The organism is Streptomyces sp. NPDC059010 (assembly GCF_042740355.1).
GTDB lineage: Bacteria > Actinomycetota > Actinomycetes > Streptomycetales > Streptomycetaceae > Streptomyces.
Window position 1 is genome coordinate 102,786 of record NZ_JBHYJA010000021.1, and the last position, 16,927, is coordinate 119,712.

General features: G+C 72.4%; 9 protein-coding genes. 4 read left to right on the top strand and 5 right to left on the bottom strand.

The features are described from left to right. Positions 1-155: 155 nt before the first annotated feature. The 3 genes from ACFWYS_RS23650 to ACFWYS_RS23660 all read left to right on the top strand — a co-directional run bounded on the left by ACFWYS_RS23650 (position 156) and on the right by ACFWYS_RS23660 (position 6,071). Positions 156-2,552, top strand: coding sequence for an MFS transporter (locus ACFWYS_RS23650; protein WP_384772297.1), 2,397 nt, complete (start codon positions 156-158; stop codon positions 2,550-2,552). A 186-nt stretch (positions 2,553-2,738) separates the two neighbouring features. Beyond that, complete coding sequence (locus tag ACFWYS_RS23655; RefSeq protein ID WP_384772299.1) at positions 2,739-5,192, top strand: SpoIIE family protein phosphatase; 2,454 nt, start codon at positions 2,739-2,741, stop codon at positions 5,190-5,192. A gap of 153 nt (positions 5,193-5,345) precedes the next feature. Next, complete coding sequence (locus tag ACFWYS_RS23660; RefSeq protein ID WP_384772302.1) at positions 5,346-6,071, top strand: class I SAM-dependent methyltransferase; 726 nt, start codon at positions 5,346-5,348, stop codon at positions 6,069-6,071. Between the two features lie 61 nt (positions 6,072-6,132). Here ACFWYS_RS23660 and ACFWYS_RS23665 read toward each other — a convergent pair whose 3' ends face one another. The 4 genes from ACFWYS_RS23665 to ACFWYS_RS23680 form a co-directional block, all read right to left on the bottom strand. Beyond that, the gene (locus tag ACFWYS_RS23665; protein ID WP_384772305.1) at positions 6,133-8,718 is read right to left on the bottom strand and encodes an immunoglobulin I-set domain protein; all 2,586 of its coding nucleotides are present in this window, start codon (positions 8,716-8,718) and stop codon (positions 6,133-6,135) included. A 14-nt stretch (positions 8,719-8,732) separates the two neighbouring features. Continuing rightward, positions 8,733-9,260 (bottom strand): hypothetical protein, encoded by a 528-nt coding sequence (locus ACFWYS_RS23670; RefSeq protein ID WP_384772307.1) that lies wholly within the window; start codon positions 9,258-9,260, stop codon positions 8,733-8,735. Between the two features lie 126 nt (positions 9,261-9,386). Further along, positions 9,387-10,409 (bottom strand): hypothetical protein, encoded by a 1,023-nt coding sequence (locus ACFWYS_RS23675; protein WP_384772310.1) that lies wholly within the window; start codon positions 10,407-10,409, stop codon positions 9,387-9,389. A 65-nt stretch (positions 10,410-10,474) separates the two neighbouring features. After that, positions 10,475-11,272: a hypothetical protein gene (locus ACFWYS_RS23680; protein ID WP_384772312.1), complete on the bottom strand. Its 798-nt coding sequence runs from the start codon at positions 11,270-11,272 to the stop codon at positions 10,475-10,477. An 84-nt stretch (positions 11,273-11,356) separates the two neighbouring features. Between ACFWYS_RS23680 and ACFWYS_RS23685 the strand changes: the two genes are divergently transcribed. Continuing rightward, positions 11,357-12,394 carry a hemin ABC transporter substrate-binding protein gene (locus tag ACFWYS_RS23685; protein ID WP_384772315.1) on the top strand — a complete coding sequence of 346 codons (1,038 nt, stop codon included), beginning with the start codon at positions 11,357-11,359 and terminating at the stop codon, positions 12,392-12,394. Positions 12,395-12,400: 6 nt separating this feature from the next. On the opposite strand, the gene ACFWYS_RS23690 is transcribed toward ACFWYS_RS23685, so the two are convergent. Continuing rightward, positions 12,401-16,627: a trypsin-like peptidase domain-containing protein gene (locus ACFWYS_RS23690; protein WP_384772317.1), complete on the bottom strand. Its 4,227-nt coding sequence runs from the start codon at positions 16,625-16,627 to the stop codon at positions 12,401-12,403. Positions 16,628-16,927: the final 300 nt, after the last annotated feature.

Genomic DNA, 16,927 nt, shown 5'->3' on the forward strand with positions numbered 1-16,927 from the left:
TCCCCGGCGTTCGGGGGCCCTTGGCCCAGGCCGGCCTCCTCACCGGATCGAGTGGAACTCCGCCGTGTCCGGGACGGCACCGTAACTCGCCGTGCTTGCTCGTAGTTGTCGCCTTATGCGGGAAATGTGAGCAGGTGCGGCGAGGGGAGCGGTACGTGAGCGGCACGACTTTGGTGCAGGATGAAACCGTCACCGCACCTCCTGCACAGGCTCCGCCCCACGGCGTCGAGCCCCGACTGAGCCCGCGCCGCGTGCGGTTGGTCTTCTTCGGGCTGATGCTCGCGCTGCTGCTCGCCGCGCTGGAGCAGATGATCGTCGCCACCGCGCTGCCGAAGATCGTCGGCGAACTGCACGGCCTGGACAGGATGTCCTGGGCGATCACCGCCTACCTGCTCACCGCCACCGTCGGCCTGCCGATCTACGGCAAACTCGGCGATCTCCTCGGCCGCAAGGGCGTCTTCCAGTTCGCGATCGTCGTCTTCGTCATCGGCTCCGCGCTCGCCGGCCGGGCCGAGACCATGGACCAGCTGATCGCCTACCGGGCCGTCCAGGGCGTCGGCGCCGGCGGCCTCATGATCGGCGTCCAGGCGATCATCGCCGACATCGTGCCGGCCCGGGAGCGCGGCCGGTTCATGGGCATGATCGGCGCCGCGTTCGGCCTCGCCTCGGTCGCCGGGCCCCTGCTGGGCGGCTACTTCACGGACCACCTCTCGTGGCGATGGTGCTTCTACATCAACGTTCCCTTCGGCCTGGTCACCCTGGCCGTCGTCGCCGTCGTACTGAAACTGCCCAAGCCGCAGGCCAGGCCCCGGCTCGACATCCTCGGCTCCCTGCTGCTCGCCGCCGCCTCCACCTGTCTGGTCCTGCTGACCAGTTGGGGCGGCAACGAGTACGCCTGGGACTCCCGCGAGATCCTCGCTCTCGGCGCGGGGGCGGCCGTCGCCACCGTCCTCTTCCTCGTCACCGAGCACTTCGCCGTCGAACCCCTCATCCCGCTGCGGCTGTTCAGGGACTCCGTCTTCAACGTCACCGGCCTGGTCGGCCTCGTGATCGGCGTCGCCCTGTTCGGGACGGCCAGCTTTCTGCCGACCTTCCTGCAGATGGTCGACGGGGCCACGGCCACCGAGTCGGGCCTGCTCATGCTGCCCATGATGGGCGGCATCGTCGGCGCCTCCATCGTCTGCGGCCAGCTCATCAGCCTCACCGGCCGCTACAAGGTCTACCCCGTGCTCGGCAGCGCCCTCTCGGCCGTCGGCATGTGGCTGCTGTCCCGCCTCGAAGTCGACACGCCCCGGCTGCACTACAGCATCTGGATGGCCGTACTCGGCGCCGGTATCGGCATGGTGATGCCGGTCCTGATCCTCGCCGTGCAGAACTCCGTGCGCACCGCCGACCTCGGCACCGCCACCAGCGCCAACAACTACTTCCGGCAGATCGGCGGCAGCGTCGGCGCCGCGGTCTTCGGCACCCTCTTCGCCGGCCGGCTCGCCGACGCCCTCGCCGAACACCTGCCCACGCGCGCGGGGGCCCGGCTGCCCGACCCCGAGTCGATCACCCCGCAGCTCGTCCACGCCATGCCCGAGGCCCTGCGCGACGGCTACATCCGGGCCTACGCCGACGCCATGCCGCGCATCTTCCTCTATCTGGTGCCGGTGCTCGTCCTCGGGCTGCTGATCGCCTTCTTCCTCAAGGAGACCCCCCTGTCGACCGACGCTGCGTCCCACGACGCCCCGGCCTCGGAGACGGAACCGGCGCCCGTGCGCGCCCCGATCCCCGCGACCCGTGCGCCGCACACGGCCGGTGTCCCCGTCCGGGGCACGGTGCAGCACCCCGACGGCACCGTCGTCCCGCGCGCGGCACTCACCCTCATCGATGTCGGCGGGCAGCAGATCGGACGCGGCACGAGCGGTGAGAACGGGCGGTACACGCTGGCCACGCCGAGTCCCGGCGCGTATGTGCTGATCGCCGCCGCGGGCGGCCACCAGCCGCAGGCCGTCTCCGTGACCGTCGGCGAGCGCCCCGTCGAACTGGACATCGTCCTCGGCGGCGCCGGACGCCTCGCCGGGCGGGTGCTCACCCCGGACGGCACCCCCGTGGACGCCACCGTCACACTCACCGACGTCCACGGCGAGGTCGTCGCCACCACCCGCAGCGGCCGTGAGGGCGGCTATGTCATCACCGAGCTGGTCGCCGGCGAGTACACCCTCGCCGCGAGCACGCCCGCGTTCCGCCCGGCCGCCGTACCCGTCACCGTGAAGGCCGCCCGCGAGACCCGCCAGGACATCGAACTCGCCGGCGGCGCCCTCCTGCGCGGCACCGTGCGCGCGGGCGGCGGGCGGCCCGTCGAGGACGCGCGCGTGACCCTCCTGGACGCGGCCGGGAACGTCATGGACACCCTCACCACCGGGCCCGACGGCACCTTCCGGTTCGTCGACCTGTCCACCGGCGAGTACACCGTCATCGCCACCGGTTACCCGCCGGTCGCCACCGTGCTCCAGGTCGCCGGCGGCGGCCGTACGGAACGCGACCTCCAGCTCGGCCACGAGGACTGACGACCCGTCGGGCGCACGCCGCTGTCCTGCGCGGACGCGGCGTGGGCCGCCCCTTCGGCACGTGCCCGGGCCGCCCAAGGGCCGGCCGCACCAATTCCCGTATTGCCGCACATCACCTCCGTCCGGAGCCTTACGGTGGAGTAGGCGGCAGATCTTGCGGAGCCGTGGGGAGAGAGGGCCTGGGCCATGAACCGTGGCACCGAGAGGGACGACGCGGTGACCGAACCCGCCGCGGCCGGCCGTATCCCGCTGGCCGTGGTCGTGGTGGACCGCGAGGGCCTCGTCTCCCACTGGAGCTCCGGCGCACGCCGTCTGTTCGGCGCCGACAAGGAAGAGGCGATCGGGCGCCCCGCCGTCGATCTGCTGCCGGTCTCCGGAGCCCTGCCCGACGAAGAGGACCTCTCGCCGTACGGGCCGTACGCGGCGTACGACGATCTCGGCCACGACCTCGAATCGTCCCTCGACGGGCGGCTGTTCTACCCGGCCGCGGGCCGCGCCCGGCTCACCGTGCGCGACCGTGACCGCGTCGACGTGCTGTGGTGGGCCTACCCGCTGGTGGGGCCCGGACCGGAGCGGCTGCTGGTGCTCGGCGCCGACGTGGGCGGACTCCAGCAGGAGGCGGGCGACGAGGACGTCCGCTTCGAGCGCGTCGCACCCGCCTTCGCCCTGCACACCGACTTCCCCGGCGCCGAGGAACTCGCCCGCCGCCTCCCCGAGATCCTGCCCAGCATGAGCGTCGAGGAGAGCGCCCGGATCGTCGGGCAGATCCTCGAACTCGGCTATCCGGTCCTGGAGTTCAGCCAGAACGACCGGGTCCCCGTCACCCCCGACTGGGGCGTGCCCCGGCGCGTCGAGCGCAAGGCCCGCCGCGAGCGCGCCGCCCGGGCCGCCGCCGAAGGGTTGCCGTTACCGCAGGAGTACCCCGACGACGGCGAGGACCTGGAGTACACCGCCGTACGCGAACGCCTGGAGTTCCTCAACGAGGTCAGCGGCCGTATCGGCACCTCGCTGGATCTGTCGCGGACCATCATCGAGGTCAGCAAGGCCGTCGTGCCCCGCTTCACCGATGTCGCCGGCACCTATCTGCGCGAACAGGTCGTCGCCGGCGAGGGGTTCCCCGAGGGTGTGCCGGACACGACCACCATGTGGCACCGGGTGGCCGTGGAGCACACCGACGAACCCGGCCGCTGGGACGACGTCGTGCCGGTCGGCGAGGCCATGCCGTTCCCGGCGCACACGCCGTTCTTCCAGTGCATGACCACCGGCGACCCCGTGCTCGTGCCCCGCATCAGCGAGCAGATGGGCCACGCCATCGCCTCGCAGTTCGAGAAGCGCGACATCCGGCCGCTGATCACCGGCCGCTCGATGCTGGTCGTACCGCTCAAGGCGCGCAATGTCGTCCTCGGCTTCATGATCCTGCTGCGGCACCCGGAGCGCGTCGAGTTCAACGACATGGACCGGGTCACCGGCGCCGAACTCGCCGCCCGCGCGGGCCTCGTGCTCGACAACGCACGCATGTACACCTACCAGGAGAGCGTCGCCGAGACCCTCCAGGACAGCATGCTGCCGCACATCCCGCCCCGCATGGCGGGCTGCGACATCGCCACCCGCTATCTGCCGGGCACGCTGCTGGGGCGGGTCGGCGGCGACTGGTTCGACTCGGTGAAGCTCCCCGGTGCCCGCACCGCCCTCGTCGTCGGCGATGTCATGGGCCACGGCCTCAACTCGGCCGCCATGATGGGCCAGTTGCGTACGGCCGTGCAGACCATGGCCGCCCTCGACCTGCCGCCCGCCCAGCTGCTGCGCAACCTGGACGACCTCGCCCAGAGACTCGGCGACAGCTACCTCGCGACCTGCCTGTACGCCGTCTACGACCCCATCGCGAGCGAACTGCACCTCGCCAACGCCGGTCATATCCCGCCCGTCCTGGTCCGCGCCGACGACGGACGCAGCGAGCTGCTCGATCTGCCCACGGGAGCGCCGATCGGCGTCGGCGGGGTGCCCTTCGAGGCGGTACGCGTGCGCGTGGAGCCCGGCGACCGGATCGTGATGTGCACCGACGGGCTGGTCGAGGTGCGCGGCGAGGACATCGGCGTCGGCCTCGCCACCCTCTGCGAGTCCGCCGCCCACCCGGCCGCCTCCATGGACGACGCCTGCGACACCATCATCAGAGCCCTCGCCGCGACCTTCTCGGCAGCGGGGCGCGGCGGCCGCAAGGACGATGTGGCCCTGCTGATGGCCCGCCTCAACGGCGTCGAGCCGCAGGACGTCGCCGAGTGGCGGATCCGCCTCGACCGGGCGGAGGCGGGCCGGGCCCGCGCCGCCGTCCGCGAGCAGCTGCACGACTGGGGGCTGGCCGGACTCGCCGACCACGCCGAGCTGATGGTCAGCGAACTCGTCACCAACGCCGTACGGCACTCCCACAGCCGCCCCGTCGCACTGCGCCTCGTCCGCGGTGAGACGCTGCTGTGCGAGGTGGACGACGACGATCACGAGCTGCCGACCCTGCTCAGCGCCGGCCCCTTCGACGAGGGCGGGCGCGGGCTGCGCGTGGTGAGCACGCTCGCGCGTGAGTGGGGCACCAGCCGGACCGGTGCCGGAAAGACCGTCTGGTTCGAACTCACGCTCCCGCGCCGCTGAGCCCCTGTGCCCGGTGAGGCGTACGACGGCGGACGGACGTCGAATGCGGAGTGAAGGTGTGCGCCACGCGCTTGTGGCCGAAACCGGGTCGCGGTAGACCGTACTCGCCCGTCACTTCCGGACGGGCCGTCGTCGCACCCTGGGGAGTCGGACATGAGCGTGACGAGTCGGTACCGGGAGGCCTGGGAGGGCTTCTGGCGTGAGGCCCCCGAGGAGCAGGGGGCGGTGTTCTGGGACGCCGAGCCCGCCTTGACCGCCGGACGCCATCTGGCCCTGTTCGAGGCGCACCTGGCCGATCCGGGCCTGCCGATGGTGGACCTCGGCTGCGGCAACGGTACGCAGACGCGTTTCCTCGCCGACCGCTTCCGGCACGTCGTCGGCGCCGACCTCTCCGAGGCCGCCCTCGACCACGCCCGGCAGGCCGACCCCGCCGGACAGGCGACGTACCGGCTGTTCGACGCTGTGGAGAAGACCGAGGCCGAGACGCTGCACGCCGAACTCGGCGACACCAACGTCTATATGCGGGGCGTGCTGCACCAGGCCGAGCCCGACGACCGGCAGCTGATGGTGAACGGGATCGCCACGCTGGTCGGTGAACGCGGCCGGGCCTTCCTCGTGGAACTCTCCGAGTCCGCCAAGCCCGTCCTGATGGGCCTCGCACAGAGTCCGGCGGGCCCGCCGCCCAAGCTCGCGCCGATCTTCCGGCACGGCATCGCCCCCGGCGAGGTGGCCGACGCCGCGGTGCCGGAGTATCTGCGCGCGGCCGGGCTGACCGTTCTGGTGAGCGGCGAACTGCCGCTGATCACCACGGAGTACGGCCCCGACGGCACCCGGATCGAGCTGCCGTCGAAGTGGGTGGTGGCGGGCCGGGCGGCCTGACGACGGGCTGCCCTCCGGCGCGTCCGTGCGCGCCGGAGGGCGAACTCGCCGTATCGGTCGATCAGTTGGCGGTACGGCCCCTGCGGTACGCCACCCAGCCGGTGGCCAGCAGGGCGGCCGCGAGTGCGGCGACGGAGAGCACCGTGACGCCGGTCGAGGCGAGGCTGCCGCCCTCGGTGCCGGTGCCGTCGGGCCCGCCCGTGCCGGCGAGGTCCGTGCCGCCGGTGCCGCCGCCCGTCGTGCCCGAACCGGAGCCGCCGTCGCCGCCCGTGCCGCCGGTGCCGGTGTCGTCGTCCGTGTCCACCGGGTCCTGTCCGACGAAGCTGACCGGGACCTTGACGTCCTGGGAGCGGTCGCCGGACAGGGTGTGGTCACCCCGGGTGGCCAGGACGCACTTGGCCTTGAAGCAGTCGGTGTACTCGTCCTTGGCGTCCACGGTCAGCTCGACCTCGAAGGTGCCGCCCGCGCCGTACGGGATCGCCAGCTCCTCGCCGTAGTCGGGCGGGTTGGAGGAGATCCACGCGGAGGAGTGCGAACCGCCGGTCATGTCGACGCCGCCGATGCACGGCGTGGGCAGTTCGCCGTCGCCGTTGTCGACGCAGAGGGCGGCGTAGATGCCCTTCTTGGTGTCGTAACCGGTGCCGGTGACCTTGAGGGTCTGGTTCTCGGTGGCGAGGCTGTTGACCGGGGTGACGGTGAGCTTCTGGCCGTTCGGGCCGGTGACCGTCTTGGAGCCGGAGGGCCCGCCGGGAGCGTCCGGGGTTTCGCCGCCGTTCCCGCCCCCGTTCCCGTCGCCCGCTTCCTCGACCGTCAGGGTGATCGGCGAAGTGCGCGTCGTCCCCGCGGAGTTCGTGAACTCGGCGCGGTAGCGGTAACCGTCCTGGGTCGCCTTCGCGGTGAAGGAGTACGCGTTGCCGGTGGCGCCGTCGACCGTCGACCAGGTCTGGCCGCTGTCGGCGCTGACCTGCCAGCGCACGGTGGGCTCCGGGGTGCCCTCGGCGGCGGCGACGAGGGTGACCTTGTCGCCGGGCGCCACGGACTGGTCCGTGGGGGACTGCACCACCTTGGGGGAGACGCGGCGGTCGAGTTTGACGACCTTGCTCCCGGCCTGGTCGGTGACGTACACGGAGGTGGCGCCGGGCGTCACGGCGACGCCCGCGTAGGCGCCGGCGCGATTGCCGGGCAGGGCTACGGGCTCGGCCGCCTGCTTGGCGGTGGCGCTGTCGTAGACCTCCAGGGCACCGACGTTGTCGGCGCCGTCGTCGGCCGTGCCCCAGTCCTCGCGCAGGACGAAGGCGTCGCCGGTGGCCTTGTCGAAGGCCATCGCCGTGGCCCGGTCCTTGCCGGTCAGCCTGGCCAGTTGCCTGCCGTCCTTGTCGAGGACGAGCACGTCGTAGGCGCTGCCCACCCACACGTTGCCCGTCGCCGGGTCCGTCTCGACGAAGTAGACGGGGGCCGCCGGGAGTTCGACGGTGGCGGTGACGGCGAGGGAGTCGGTGTCGACGCGGTAGAGCCTGCCGCCCGCGGAGTTCGCCGACCATGCGGTGCCGCGCACGCCGTCCACGCCGAGGATGCCGCCGCCCTCCAGCGTGGCGGTCTTCCTGACGGTGCCGGTGCCGGTCTCGACCTGGGACAGCACGGGGCCCTGCGCGACCAGCGTGGTGGACGCGTCGGAGCCGGGACCGACGCCGGTGACCGTGCCGCCGCCCAGCCACACGCCCTTCGCGGCCGTGTCACCGTCCTTGGCGGTGCCCATGCCGCGCAGCGGGTAGTGGAAGACGACGCCGTCACCGGCCAGCGGGGCGGCGATCCAGCGGACGACGCGGCTCGCGAGCGTGCCGGTGGCGCCGGGGGCCTGCTGGACGTGGCTGAGGAGCTTGCCGTCCTTCGGGTCCAGGGCGTAGAGGCCCTGCTCGGCGACGTCCGCGGTGTCGGGGATGTTGTCCGAACCGACGTACAGCTTCCCCGAGTCGGGGTGCAGCAGCAGGTCCAGTGGACGGCCCGCGGTGGTGAACTCGGCGGCCCGGACATAGCCGACGGTGCCCGGCGGCACGTCCACACCGTCCCCGCCGTCGCCCCCGTCGCCGGGGTCCTGGCCCTCGAAGGCGACGGGGATACGGACGTCCTGGGAGCGGTCGCCGGCGTTGCGGTGGTCGACGCGGGTGACGACCGAGCAGATGACCTTGGTGCAGTCCAGGCTGCTGTCCTTGGCCTGGACGCCGATCTCCACGTCGAAGGTGCCGCCCGCGCCCCAGTGCACGGCCAGATCGCCCGCGTACTCGTCGCCTTCGGGGACGATCCACTGCGAGGAGCTTCCGGTGCCACGCGGCGTCAGCCGCATATTTGATGCAGCCTGGTCGGCGCCGCCGAGGCAGGGGGTGGGGACGCGGTTGTCGCCGTTGTCCTTGCACAGGGCGACATAGATGGCCTTCGTCCCGTCGTAGCCGGAGCCGGTGACGCGGAGCTTCTCGCCCTCGGGGTCGAGGCCGGCGGAGGCGGAGACGGTGAGTTTCTGGCCGTTCTTGCCGAGGGCCGTCTTCGCAGTGTCGGCGGCCTGCGCGGCCGTACCGGCGGCCACGGATGCGACCACCGAGGCGGCCACGAGCGCGGCGGCGCCCAGGAGCGCCGCCGGTCGTCTGTACTGCATGGAGGTTCCTCCGGTCACTGGAAGGTGATCGGCACGTGGACGTCGTACTTGCGGTCCTCGCTGTCGAAGTGGTCGGCCCGTGTCACCACGGCGCACTCGACGTCCTGGCCGCAGACGCTGCCGTCGTCGAGGGTGGCCTTGACGTAGATCTGCACGCTGAAGGTGCCGCCCGTGCCGAACTTGGAGCTGTTGGCGAACATGCCGCCGAAGGTGTTGTTGACCCAGTGCGAGGCACCGGTCGAACCGTCCTCGTCCTGGCCGCCCAGGCAGGGGGTGGGCTTGTTCGCGCCCTGCGCCCCGTCGACCACGCACAGGCTGACGTAGATGCCCTGGCTCGTGTTGTAGCCCGAACCGGAGACCGTGATGACCTGGCCCGCGGCGGTGGCCGAGTCGGGCGCGGTCAGCGACAGGTTGTACGTCGTGCCGCCGTCGGTGACCGTACGGGTCGAGCCGGCCGCGGAGGCCGAGGTGGCCAGGCCCAGGGTCAGGGCGGAGGCGGCGACGATGGTGAGGGCGGCGCGGGAAGCGGGGACGGCTCTCATACGGGAAAACCTTTCTGGAAGGAACCCAAGTGGGAAGGAACCCAAGTTCATACTTAGGTAAGGCTAACCTGAGTTGCAGCTGGGGTTGTTTGTCAATGGACGGCAAAGGAGTGCCAACAGCACGCCTCAGGAAGGTGAGTTGGCGCGTACGCCGAAGTCCACGACAGCCCTGCGGTCCCCGGTCACCGTGGTGAGCTCGACGGTGTGCGCGCCCTCGGTGGCCGTGCCGTACACCGGGAAGGTGCGGGAGAGGCGGCCCGCGTCATCGGCCACCGCCTGGTAGCGGGTGTCGCCGTCGATCGCGACGAGGACGACTTCGCCCGGGCTGAAACCCGTGCCGGTGACGGTCTGTTCGCCGCCCGCGGACAGCTCCTCGGCGGCCACGATGGCCGAGGGGGAGGTCGCGCGCCCCGGCTGTTTCGGCTCTTCGGGGGTGGTCGTGCCGGTCGATGGTGAGGGGGTTGCGGGGGGTGCGGGGGTGGTGGGCCCGGGGGAGGGCGCGCTGCCGGTTCCGACCGTCACGTCGAGCAGGCCGAACCCGTCGCCCTGCCTGAACTGCTCCCCGCTCCACTCCGACAGCAGACGCGCGCCCTCGTCGGTGAGCGACGCCCGCAGATCGGTCCATGTCACGCCGCTCGCCCGTACGACGGGACCGGCGCCGTCCGTTGCCACGTCGGCCAGCGCCAGCTCGTGGGCTCGGTCGTCGGTGGTGGTGCGGGCGTAGAGCGCGCCGCCGTCGATGTCGATGTCGCCGTCGCCGTCGCTGTCGTCGTCGAGTCGCAGTCGCAGGCCGCCGAGCGTCAGCGGCGGTACAGAGCCGGAGGACGGGACCAGCCGGGCTGAGCCGCCCAACTCCACGTCCGCGGCGCCGGTTTCCGGGTCCGTTCCGCCGCCCGTGGCCGGGAGCCAGATGAGGCCCGAGGATCCCTGTGTGGAGGATCCCTGTGCGGAGGCGGGTTCGGTGACCTCGATCGACACGCCGTGGTCGGCCGGTTCGGCTTCGGCCGTCGCCCAGCTCGCGTAGCCGCCGGATACGGAGCGCGGGAACGCGTCGGCGCCCTGCGCCGCCGCGGCCGACCCCGCGCCCGGGCACAGCAGCGCGAGCAGGGCGCCGCCCGTCACGGCGGCGGCGCCGGGTCTTTTCGTCATCGTCAAGACTCCCTGGTCTCCCTGTGGGATGTGAGGTCGGGCATGGGTACGTCCGCGCCGCGGGGTCAGTCTGCGGTCGCCGCCCGGCGCCTGCGGGCCCAGAGCCAGGTCGTGGTGCCGGCCGCGACCAGGCCCGCCGCCGTCACGCCGGCCGTCAGGGCGACGGAACCGGTGCCGGCGAGCGGTCCGTCGGACGCCTTCTCGGTGCCGTCGGTGCCGTCGCCCGAACTGCCCGTGCCGCCGGTCGGGTTCGCGCCGGACGTCGCGGCCGACGATGCCGGGTCGCCGTCGCCGTTCGACGCGCTCCCGCTGCCCGCGCCGCTGCCGCCGAAGGTCACCGGGATCCGGACGGTCTGGCTCTGGTCGCCGCCCCGGGTGTGGTCGTTGCGGGTGATGACGGCGCATTTCACGTCGGACTTGGTGCAGTCGGTGTTGGCGTCCTTGGCGCGCACGGTGAGCCGCACACTGAACGAGCCCTTGTGGTCGCTGCCCTTGTACGGTTTCGCCAGCCCCTCGCCGTACGACGGCGGGTTGGACGAGATCCACGCGGACGCCCCGGACTCGCCGGACATGTCCACTCCGCCCACGCAGGGCGTCGGGGTCTTCCCGACACCGTTGTCCACGCAGAAGGCGACGTAGATCCCCTTCTCGGTGTTGTAGCCGGAGCCGGTCACGGTCACCGTCTGGCCGTCCGGATCGAGGCCGGTGGACTGGGAGACGCCGAGTTTCTGGCCCTCGGGGCCGGTCGCCGAGCCGCCCGCCGCCGAAGCCGCCCCGGCGGCCGAGAGCACCAGGGCTGTCGCGCCCGCCAGCCCGAGAAACTTTCCAACTCCCTTGCCGCGCAGGCTACTTGCCCACGTCATGGAACACCCCCACCAGAGGAAACTTAGGGAAGCCTAACCTAAAGTACTGCTCAAGTGTGTGTCACGAGAGAGGACAGGAAACCCATGCGTGTATCCCGGAGACGGCTCGCCGCCCTCGGCCTGACACTCGCGCTGCTCACGGGCGCCTGCGGTGGGACCGGCGGCGCGTCGGATGGCGCGGCCCCGGCCGGGGACTCCGCGGACTCCGCGAGCGCGCGGGCCGCCGCGGCGGAGAAGCAGCTCGCGAAGAACACCCTGGTCCCCCTCGAAGGGAAGCCGCCCACACCGAAGTTGCCGGTCACCGTCGACTCCTCCGACGGGCGTGAGGTGACCGTGGCGGACGCCTCGCGGATCCTGCCGCTCAACGGCGGTGTCGCGGAGATCGTGTTCACGCTGGGCCTCGGCGACCGGGTCGTGGGGCGGGACATCACGGCCACGTTCGCCGAGGCGAAGAAGCTGCCGCAGGTCACCAAGGCGCACGATGTGAGCGCGGAGAGCGTGCTGTCGTTGCGGCCGACGGTCGTGCTGGCCGACACCGACACCGGGCCCAAGGAGGCCATCGACCAGATCCGCGACGCCGGTGTCCCCGTCGTCGTACTCGACCCGGCCACCGAGCCGGCCGACGTCACGACGCGCACCACCCGTGTCGCGCAGGCGCTCGGTGTTCCCGGTGCGGGCCAGGCACTCAACCGGCGGATGAGCGACGAACTCGCCGCGGCGCGCGCCGTCGTGCCCAAGGGGAGCAAGCCCAGGGTCGCCTTCCTGTACATGCGCGGCAGCGCGGCGGTCTATCTGATCGGCGGCAAGGGGTCGGGCGCCGACTCGCTGATCGAGGCCGCGGGTGCGGTGGACGCGGGCAAGGAGGCGGGGCTGGACAAGCCGTTCACGCCGATCACCAGTGAGGCGCTGGTGCGGGCGCAGCCGGAGGTGATCCTGATGATGACCAAGGGCCTGGAGTCCGTGGGCGGCGTGGAGGGCCTGGTGAAGATTCCCGGGATCGGGCAGACACCGGCGGGGATGAACCGGCGGGTCGTGGACATGGAGGACGGGGTGTTGCTGGGATACGGGCCGCGGACGCCGTACGTGATCGACATCCTGGTCGACCGGATCCACGGGGAGTGATGTTCCTCAGGGGCAGAAGCGGCCCGCGTCGTCCACGCCGAGCCCGCGCAGGATGCTGTTGAGATCGCCGGCGTCGTACTCCCCGTCGAGTGCGGCGCACAGGGATCTCGCGAGGTCCGGACCGCGCAGCGGGACCCTCAGGATCCGGTATCCGGTCATGTACTCCATGGTGTGCCCGTGGAAGGCGATGGGGCCGGGGACCACGCCGGACGCGATCTCCGTGGAGTCGTCGTCACTCACCCGCACCGTGCGGAAGACATCCGAGGAGACGATGCTTTCGTAGAAGTCACCGCCGGACAGGAACACCGCTCGCAGGTCGATTTCCGGTGCCGATACGGACCAGAGGGGCTCCGTGCGGCCGAACCTCCACAAGGAGGTCCAGCCGGACGACGACACCAGCAGTCCGTCGCCGTCCCCCAGGAACGCCATCTGGGTCTGCTCGTACCGCACCGCGTCCTCGCTGGCGTCCACGCCCGTCTCGATGGTCCCCATCCGGCCCGCGGCCCCGTTCGACAGCCGCCACAGCTCGATGCGTCCGTCCCCGAACAGCAGCGCCACCTGGCCGGGATGCCCCGGGCGTGCCACCACGGCGAGGCAGGTGTCGCGGACGGGCGCGTTCTGTACGGCGGCGGTGCACGGGGCACCGGGTACGGGCTCGGACGGTGCGGGGCGGTCGCTGAGCGAGAAGCGGCCCAGCCCGTCCTCCGTGAGTACGGCGGCCTCGGACTCGCTCAACGGCGCGGCGCCGAGGACCGGCCGCTTCGGGCCCCGGCGCGGCAGCGTGAGCACCCGGGCGGCCGGGTCGGCCGGACGGAAGTAGCCGAGCCCGTCCTCGTCCCAGAAGCCGAAGTAGGCGTCGTCGGTCGTCAAGGGGCCGGAACCGATCCACTTCAGGTGGTTCGGGGTGGTCAGCCGGGTGTTCTCGCCGCCTGTCCGCCTCGGTACGACGGTGAGGACGGACTCGGCGGAGTCGTAGGTCTCCGCTCTCGCGTAGAGGGCGTGGTCGTCGGTCAGCAGCAGGGGCTCGGAGTCGTATCCCTCCGGGCCGGGTCCCGACTCCACGGTGACGACCTCACTGGCGGATCTCACGAGGTCGGTTCCGACGCCCCAGAACAGCCAGGGCGAGGCTCCCCGGCGTGGCACCACGGAGGCCGGGGCGTCCCCGTTGACGGAATACTGCGACGACGAGAAGTGGACCGAGTACACCTTGTGTGTCCGCAGGTCCCGAACCAGTGTCGACCCCTCGAAGTCCGACCCGAGCAGATAGCGGCCGGACAGGTCTACGTTCCAGCCGTAAGGCCCCACCCGGCCGGGCAGCGCCGCCGGATCGATCCTGGACAGCCGCCCGGAGCCGTCCAGCAGGTACAGGGCGGTCAGGTCCCGGTTCTCGTCCTCGACGACGATGCCCCGGCCGCTCGGTGCGAAGCGGGCCTCCGCGACGTCGGGAAGCGACCAGTCCGGCGCGCCCGGGGAACGCGCCTCGACGCCGACGGACGCGCGGCTGGGCCGAGGGCCCTCCCGGACGAGTGCCACGTCGCCGTCGTTCGTCACCAGGGCGGCGTCCGTCACACAGCGGCTTCCCTCGGGGCGCCCGGTCACACCGCCGATGCGCCGGGGGCGGCCCTGCGTCGTCCACACCGAACGCCAACCACTCGCGGTGGCACAGGACTTCGTCTCGTCGCCGGTCACCAGGTGCAGCAGCCGTCGGCCGTCGGGCGCGAAGTCGAGGCGCAGCGTCGACAGATTCGCGGCCCGGTGCTCCGGTGCCCACCGCCCGGCCGCCGTGCGGTCCCATCCCCGCCCAGTCGGCTCCCAGACCGCGAAGGCGCCGTCACCGGCCGCCACGGCCACGCGAGCACCGTCGTCGCTCACGTCCACGGAGTCCGCCTCCCCGGGCACACCGCCGAGTCGGGTGACCCGTGCGGCGCCGGAGTCCGGCACGGTGACGACGGAGACGACGCGCCGTTCGCCGCGCGGCGCCATCAGGGCGATCACCCGGCCGTCGGCCGATGCCGCGAAGTCGGTACTGCCGCTGCCGACGATCCCGTCGGCCACGACCGTCGTGCCGGTCAACGACAGATACTGGTTCAGCAACGCCGCCCGCGCCTGTGCCGTGGGCGACCGCCGCCACGCCTCCAACGCCAGGGCGAGCGACTGGGAAGGAACGGCCCCCAGCCGGGTGTCCGCCTCGGCCGCCAGCAACTGCGACGCGATGCGGTCATTGGCGACACGCTGCCGAGACGCCTGCTGATACGAGAAGACGGCCAGCACCCCCGCGACCACCCCCAGCAACGCGATACACGCCGCCGTCACCCGCAACCGCCGCACCCCCCGCCGCCGCCTCCGATCACTCTGCTCGATATAGGCCAGCTCCTCCTTCCCGATGTCCGGAGCCCTTCGGGTCCGCCACTCCAACGCCCGCTCCAGCACCGCCCCGCGCATCAGGGCCCCGGCGTCACGATTGTTCTGCCGCCATACGGCGGTCGCCGCCCGTACCTGTTCCTGCCAGGCCCGGAACTCGCGCGTCTCCTCCAGCCAGGCGTGGGCGCGCGGCCACTGCCGGATCAGGGATTCATGGGCGAGGTCGACGATCTCCTCGCCCTCGGCGGTGTGGTTGAGGATCACCAGTCGGGTCTGGCTCAACGCGTGGGCGGCATGCCGGAGTTGGGGGTCGAGGCCGTCGAGGCGAGCGGCCATGCGGACGAACTCCGCCTTCTCGTCCGGCCGGGCCAGCTGGGCGAGCAGCCGGCGCAGGGTGTCCTCGCCGAGGTCGGCCATCGCGGGCGCGACCGACCGCTCGGCGTACGCCGTCAGCGCGCCGCCGACCCGGCCGAGGGACTCGTACGCGGCGTGGGTGAGCAGCGTGTGCTGCCGGTTCTCCCACAGCCGGGTCAGGGCGAACTGGACGAGGGGCAGACAGCCGGGCTCCGCCTCCGCGTCATCCACGATCCGTTCCGGCAGCCCCGGTTCGAAGGCCAGTCCGGGAACCCGGCCCGCCGAACCGGTGATGGCCCTGAGCAGCGCGGCCCGGTCGAGCGGCGCGATGATCTGCGTGCCCTCGCTGAGCAGACCCGCCATTCCCGGTTCGACGAGGCCGTCCAGCGAACCGTGCCGCAGGGTGGCGACGACCCGCAGGGCGCGGTCGGAGGTCGGCCGGGCCGCCCGGGTCATCGCGACGGCCAGGGCGAGCAACCGGCGTGCCTCGTCCGGCTCGGTGGCCGCGACCTCCTCGAACTGGTCGAGGAACAGTACGTGTCCGTGCTCGCCGCTGCGGGCCAGGAGGTCCTCGGTGAGCAGGGCGGCGGTCTCCGTCAAGTCGCTGTCGGCGGCGGCCGGTTCGACCTCCAGCGCCCGGGCCAGGGCGCGCACCGGGCGGGCGCCCCGGATGGGCCGGAACGCGGTCACCGAGTAGCCGCGGGCCCGCAGTTCGGGCAGCAGTCCGGCCCGGACCAGCGAGGACTTGCCGCTGCCCGAGGCGCCGACCACGGTGACCACCGGGTGGCGCAGCACCGCGTCCGTCACCCGGCGGACATCCGCCTCCCGGCCGTAGAAGAACTCCGCGTCCTCCTCCCGGAACGGCTCCAGCCCCCGGTACGGGCAGCGCCGCAGCCCCGGCTGGAGTTCGACCAGCGCGGCGGACGGCACCAGGTAGGCGGTGTCCTCGCTCGCGCCGCGGGCGGTGGCGACCACCATGCCGATGACGCCGCCGAGTTCCTCGTCCCACACAGGGGATCCGCTGAACCCGCGGGTGATCCGGCGCAGCCGGTCGTACTCCTCCGACAGCGCGACCCAGCCCGCGCCGACGCGGTCGCGCACCCGGCCCTGGGCCCACTGGCCGTGGTCGCTGCCGGCCGGGAAGCCCAGCACCCGGAAGCGATGGCCCCACATCTCGCTGCCGCTGACCAGGGGCACGGGGCGTACCACCTGGGGGAGTTCCTCGGGCAGCCGCAGCAGGGCGATGTCGCCGCTGCCGTCGTCGGCGACCGGTTCCCAGGCGGAGACATGGACTTGATAGGTCCGTCGCGCGTGCGGGGTGTCCCGCAGCAGGGGGAAGTCGACCGTGACCGTGCCGCCCTCGGCCGCCGCCCGCTCCGGGCCCCGTGCCCGCGCGACGACATGAGCGCAGGTGCACACCGTGTCCGGCGCGATGAGGAACCCGGCGCCGACCACCTTGCCGTCCGCGTCGAGCACTCTCGCGACCGCCGGTGCGAGGCGGTCTATGGCGCTGGTCATGGCGGACCGGCCGCATCGGATCGGTCATCCCCCGCGTAGGACATGGGTCCCCCTCGACGGATCGTCGCCCTGAGTCCTGCACTTATTGCAGCGAGTCATATTCATGAGCACAAGGCGGACTACCGACTCCTGACCCACCGCGAACGAACCGCCGCGAACGAACCGCCGCGAACGAACCGCCGCGGCAGAACCGCCGGGGCCGGGGGGGGCCGGGCGGCCCCCCCCCCGCACCGGGGCCCCGGGCGGGCCGGGGGGCCGCCCCCCGGCCCCGGGGGGCCGCGGCCGCCCCGGGGGACAGCG

Coding starts and splice junctions, on each gene's coding strand:
- ACFWYS_RS23670 (WP_384772307.1), bottom strand. CDS start 9,260: ATGAGAGCCGTCCCCGCTTCCCGCGCCGCCCTCACCATCGTCGCCGCC.
- ACFWYS_RS23680 (WP_384772312.1), bottom strand. CDS start 11,272: ATGACGTGGGCAAGTAGCCTGCGCGGCAAGGGAGTTGGAAAGTTTCTC.
- ACFWYS_RS23675 (WP_384772310.1), bottom strand. CDS start 10,409: ATGACGAAAAGACCCGGCGCCGCCGCCGTGACGGGCGGCGCCCTGCTC.
- ACFWYS_RS23690 (WP_384772317.1), bottom strand. CDS start 16,627: ATGACCAGCGCCATAGACCGCCTCGCACCGGCGGTCGCGAGAGTGCTC.
- ACFWYS_RS23665 (WP_384772305.1), bottom strand. CDS start 8,718: ATGCAGTACAGACGACCGGCGGCGCTCCTGGGCGCCGCCGCGCTCGTG.
- ACFWYS_RS23660 (WP_384772302.1), top strand. CDS start 5,346: ATGAGCGTGACGAGTCGGTACCGGGAGGCCTGGGAGGGCTTCTGGCGT.
- ACFWYS_RS23655 (WP_384772299.1), top strand. CDS start 2,739: ATGAACCGTGGCACCGAGAGGGACGACGCGGTGACCGAACCCGCCGCG.
- ACFWYS_RS23685 (WP_384772315.1), top strand. CDS start 11,357: ATGCGTGTATCCCGGAGACGGCTCGCCGCCCTCGGCCTGACACTCGCG.